We start from the raw sequence: 4779 nt of genomic DNA, 5'->3' as shown, positions 1-4779 counted from the left end.
GAAGCTTCTTGAAAGCATGCGAATTAAGACCCTTTGCAAACAATTGGCCATCTTCGAAGTATCCTTTGGGATTGGCCTCGACGTGCCGTTTTGTTGGGTTCTTACCGAAAGCAAACCCAAACACGTCCGCGCCCAAAATCTTTAGCGTCTGCATCATAAGAGAGGAGCCAGAGCGCCCGAGCGTTAGAACAACAATCATGTGCACCTCCCATTAGGTTTCGCGTCTGTGCCGTGTAAGCCGCCTATCTTTAAGCTTGATTGTTTTTTCGGTCCACCGTCATTGTAATTCGCTGGTTTTTTTTGTGCGGGCCTTTAAAATTGACCGTTCGCAAAGGAGGTTTCCCGCCCCTTTTTACGAGCTTGCTTTGATCGAAAGAATGGATCAACCGTAATGTCGAAACACTTTCGATATCGTCTTTTTGATCTGGTGCTCGCATCGGACTTAAAACTCGATCGTCTCTTGCCAGACGAGAGCGAAAATGCGCCTGATTTATTCTGGAAGTGCTCGGATTTTGAGCAAGAAACATTTGAAGCCACAGATCAGGGATTGCTCTGGAAGACGGCGCCAGACTGTTTTGAATTGGCGCTACCGAATGTTGCCACGATTAGGGTGAAGGATGGGCACGAAATCCTAATCAACTTGGTGCCCGATGCACCAATGGCGGACGTAGAAACGCTCTTACTAAGCGCGGGAGTTGCCGCCCTCATGCAGCAACGTCAGGTATTCTTGCTACATGCCGCAGCCTTTGAAAGCGCGTCAGGCGCAGTTCTGCTCGCCGGCGTGTCTGGGTCAGGAAAATCGCTCTTGCTGAGCGCGCTCAATCAACGGGGCTATCCAATGATAAGTGATGACATCACTGCAATTTCCTGCACAAAGCAGGAAGCTTGGGTTCACCCCGCTTGGCCGAAAGTTTCATTGATGCTTGATGCATTCGAAACACTCGGGTTGGACCGCCCGGAGCCTAACTTGGGTCAAGCGCAAGGAAAACGCACATTTACTGCCACGCCATTTTGCTCCCAAAAGACACCGTTGGACAAAATCGTTTTCTTGAAATGGACCCCGGAGGACGCGATCTCAATTTCGAACCTTAAGGGCATTGAAGCTCTGCCGCAGCTTTCTAGTAATGTTTATCGCAGGACTTTTCTGAAAGGCATGCAGCTGCTCGAAAGCAATTTCACGGCTCTGAACCAGATCGCCGCGCAGGCCCAGTTTAACACACTAACACGACCTCATGATTTGCGCAGGCTAGAAAATGTGGTTGATAAGCTTGAAGAAGAACTTGGCATCATTCCCTCTAACAAGACACACCAATCAGCTCAGCAATCGGCGGCCAGATGACTACGATCCAAGCCAAAAGCAAATGCACATATTGGATCGCGTCATATCCGAAATCGGGAAACACTTGGCTACGCATGTTGCTCGCCACCTACTTTTCCGGCCTCGATGTCCCATTAAATATCAACGCCTTACCTAGTGGAACACTCGCATATCACCGAAAACGCTTCGACGAATTGCTTGGGTTAGAAACGGCCGATTTTCCTACTGAAACACTGACCGATTTGAGGCCCCGCATTTATGACATGATGGCAGGTTCTCAGGACTTTCAATTTGTCAAAACGCACGAGTGTTTTACACGCACATCGTCAGGCGAGGCAGTCTTTTCCGAAGCGACATCCGCGGGTGCGATATTAATCGTTAGAAACCCTCTGGATGTCGCAGTGTCGATGTCCCACTTCTTGCGTATGAGCATCGATGACACAATTACGCGAATGTCTCGTAATTCCCAAAGCTCCCAGCGCATCCAAACGGAACTGATTCCTCATGAAACAGGTTCATGGAGCAGCTTTGCCCAGTCTTGGTTCGAAGGATCTATGCCGCTTCTTGTCGTGCGATATGAAGATTTGCTAGATCAGCCCGAAATGGCGTTTTCCAAAGTACTCAGCTTCATGAATGAGCCTATAAACGAGGCGCGTTTGCAAAAAACCATCGCTTTTAACGCGTTCGAGAACCTAAGAGCGCAGGAGCTCAAAGACGGATTCGCAGCAATGCAAACCGGGGCGGCTTCCTTCTTTCGCAAAGGCCAGAACAACAACTGGAAGCAACAACTTACATCAGAACAACAAGAACGGTTGCATTCAGATCATGTAAGTATGATGAAGCAACTTGGTTATGAGCCGCAAATCGTTTGAAAACGGACATTTACAATCTTGAATGGTACGCCGATAAATGTTAGCAACCTCTAGAATTGACGGAGCCGAAGATGACGATTGAAACGACCACGACCCTGATGCGTTCACCGCATATCTTGGCATCCGAATTGGATGACGAAGTGGTAATGATGGACGTTCAGAACGGCTCTTATTTCAGCATGCCGGGCCCCGCGGGTCGTATCTGGCATTTACTTGAGACCGAACAGACTGTTAAATCTATATCGGAAACGCTTTTGGCTGAATATGAAGTATCAACAGAGCAATGCGAATCGGAAGTATTGCCTTTTTTGAAATCCCTGCTTGAACGCGATCTAATTGTCCTCCCGAATGGAGTAAAATAAATGACGAACACGACAAAAACACCTTTGGACACGATGGACAAAAAGCCTTGGGAAACTCTTGAGCTTAAAGTTCTGGACGTCCCATCTGAAACCAAAACTGGGTCTTTCCGAATTGATCCGGCTGAAAACTTTTTCGGTTACCGTCCGTCATAAACGGATCGTGTAGATGACGATTGGTCGATTTATTTGGCCGACGGCTGGAAAAGCTGCATCTAGCACAGTTGAGCTCGTGTTTTTCACCGGGCGCATCGACAACAAAAATCACTTGGCAGAGCAGTGCGACCTGAACAGCGTTGCGCCTTTGCGAAGCGTTTTAGAGACACTCTACGAACGGTTTGGGGTAACAAGCGCTGATCTCATCATTGGTGATTTTGTCATCGCGTTTTGGGACCCCGAAAAACGCTCGATCATCTGTTTTCGGGACGTCAGCGGCTGTGGTATCGCCTATTACCACTCAGGACCTCGCCACTTTGTTATCGCAGAAACAATTGAAAACGTTCTAGTAGAGAGCGATGCGTCGAGGGACATTGACAAACCCTTTGCACGTCAGGCTTTGGAGCGCCCGCTTTATCATCCTGAACACACTTTTCTGATTGACATAAAAAAGGTCCCTCCAGCGCATGTCGTGACCATCACACCAAAGGGTCGTACCCTCACGCGCTATTGGAGCCCACGCGACATTGCCCCGATGGATTACTCAAATCCAGAAAGCGCTCATCAACGTTTCCGCGAAATATATAGGCAAGCGGTTAAAGACCGATTGCCCGATCATGATAACATCGGCGTCCATATCAGCGGCGGTCTGGACTGCACATCAGTTGCCATTCTCGCCACCGAAATTTTGCGCGAAACCAAGCGCCCTGCCCCCACTGCATTTGCATGGCAACCACATCCTGATCACATAGAAACGCTTTCAGATAACCCCACGCAAACGTGGAAAGACGCACATCCGCATGAGTATGAGCTGCTGGATAGCGCGACTGATGAGCTCGGACTAGAGCTGCAATATTGTCCGATCATAAAACAAGATTGTCTGGAAATTTGGGATCGTGATGAAACCGTAAACAAGGCAACGGGCGGCATCTATGGCGAATGGCCCGTTCAGAAACGCGCGCAATCGCTTGGGGTCAAAGTGCTCTTATCCGGCGTTGGCGGCGACGAAGTTGCCTCGTTCAATGGCCGTGGATATCTGCCGGGACTAGCGCTGCGCTTTAAGTGGTTTCAGCTTTACAAATTTGCCAAGGCGACAGGCAGAAACGGCTTCAAAGCCATCGCATCGGAACTGCGTGCTGGATTGTACGCATTGCTCTTGCCAGAGACCATTTTGCAAACCTTCATCCGTGAATCGCCTTACGGCGTTTCGAAATGGAAGTCGCTCTTAAGGGTGCTCACGCGTAGAACTCGCACAAATTTTCTATTGTCCTCTTCGCAAAGAGCCGCTCTATCGCATCGCATTCCCATGCTCAATCGCGATGCCTTTGCAGGCGTCAAGCCACTTCCAGCTTGGCCTGATGTTCGAAAAACCAGTGCTCGTAATACGATGTGCGACTCGTTCGAAAGGGGTCAAATTTGCGAGCGGCTTGAAGGTTGGGCTGGCGATGGGGCCAAACACGGGCTCACATACGTCTACCCTCTGCTCGACAAGCGCGTGCTGGAATTTTGCTTTGCACTCCCTGAGCACGCCTTTCAGAATCCGCATCAGCAGCGACTGTTCTTTCGGCAAGCGATGGCACCCATTTTGCCGGATTTGATATGCTCCCGCCCCAAAGGGACTGAACCAGCGAGGGCGGGCGCAGGCATGCAAGCGGGTGTCGAGGCATTGATCGAATATGGAAAACGTTTGAAGCGCGGCGAAATCAAGTCCCCGAGACTGGATTTCATTGATCGCGACAAACTGTTAGATTCTTTGGAAGAAAACAACGTGGTCAAAAACACCGGTGTCGCGCGACGTCTGCTCGCGGTTCAATTCATTGGGCTTGGATCAAAATGACACAAGACGGCTCAACACAATTGCTCCCATCTTGTCGCTTGGATCAACTTAACGACAAAGCTACGCAGAAAACCTTTGAAAAAACGGGCTGTCTGTTGATTTCAGACTTTCTTCCGCTCGACCTGCTAGCTGCGCTCAAAACCCAAGCCGAAGCCAGTTTTGAGACAAGCACGCAGTCAGGAAACTTTGTCAAAGTCGGTCATAAGCGGCGCATGATCACCCTGCCGATCAAAGACG

Annotated in this window: 7 protein-coding genes; 6 read left to right on the top strand and 1 reads right to left on the bottom strand. The window is 49.6% G+C overall.

Features of this window, described 5'->3' with window-relative positions:
• Window positions 1-199 (bottom strand): hypothetical protein (locus tag ABJQ89_RS08795; RefSeq protein WP_348495876.1); only part of this gene is annotated, 199 nt, incomplete at its 3' end.
• Between the two features lie 192 nt (window positions 200-391).
• Here ABJQ89_RS08795 and ABJQ89_RS08790 point away from each other — a divergent pair.
• The 6 genes from ABJQ89_RS08790 to ABJQ89_RS08765 all read left to right on the top strand — a co-directional run.
• Window positions 392-1339, top strand: coding sequence for a hypothetical protein (locus ABJQ89_RS08790; RefSeq protein ID WP_348495875.1), 948 nt, complete (start codon window positions 392-394; stop codon window positions 1337-1339).
• Window positions 1336-2190, top strand: coding sequence for a sulfotransferase domain-containing protein (locus ABJQ89_RS08785; RefSeq protein WP_348495874.1), 855 nt, complete (start codon window positions 1336-1338; stop codon window positions 2188-2190). The genes ABJQ89_RS08790 and ABJQ89_RS08785 overlap by 4 nt, the downstream gene beginning before the upstream one ends.
• Window positions 2191-2261: 71 nt before the next feature.
• Window positions 2262-2552 (top strand): PqqD family peptide modification chaperone, encoded by a 291-nt coding sequence (locus ABJQ89_RS08780; protein WP_348495873.1) that lies wholly within the window; start codon window positions 2262-2264, stop codon window positions 2550-2552.
• The gene (locus tag ABJQ89_RS08775; protein ID WP_348495872.1) at window positions 2553-2705 is read left to right on the top strand and encodes a hypothetical protein; all 153 of its coding nucleotides are present in this window, start codon (window positions 2553-2555) and stop codon (window positions 2703-2705) included.
• A 13-nt stretch (window positions 2706-2718) separates the two neighbouring features.
• The gene (locus ABJQ89_RS08770; protein ID WP_348495871.1) at window positions 2719-4542 is read left to right on the top strand and encodes an asparagine synthase-related protein; all 1824 of its coding nucleotides are present in this window, start codon (window positions 2719-2721) and stop codon (window positions 4540-4542) included.
• A partial coding sequence (locus tag ABJQ89_RS08765) for a hypothetical protein (RefSeq protein WP_348495870.1) occupies window positions 4539-4779 on the top strand: 241 nt, incomplete at its 3' end. The genes ABJQ89_RS08770 and ABJQ89_RS08765, both read left to right, overlap by 4 nt.

The organism is Planktotalea sp. (assembly GCF_039984035.1).
GTDB lineage: Bacteria > Pseudomonadota > Alphaproteobacteria > Rhodobacterales > Rhodobacteraceae > Planktotalea.
The sequence above is the reverse complement of the archived record's forward strand: the minus strand, read 5'-3'. Positions and strand labels throughout refer to the sequence as shown.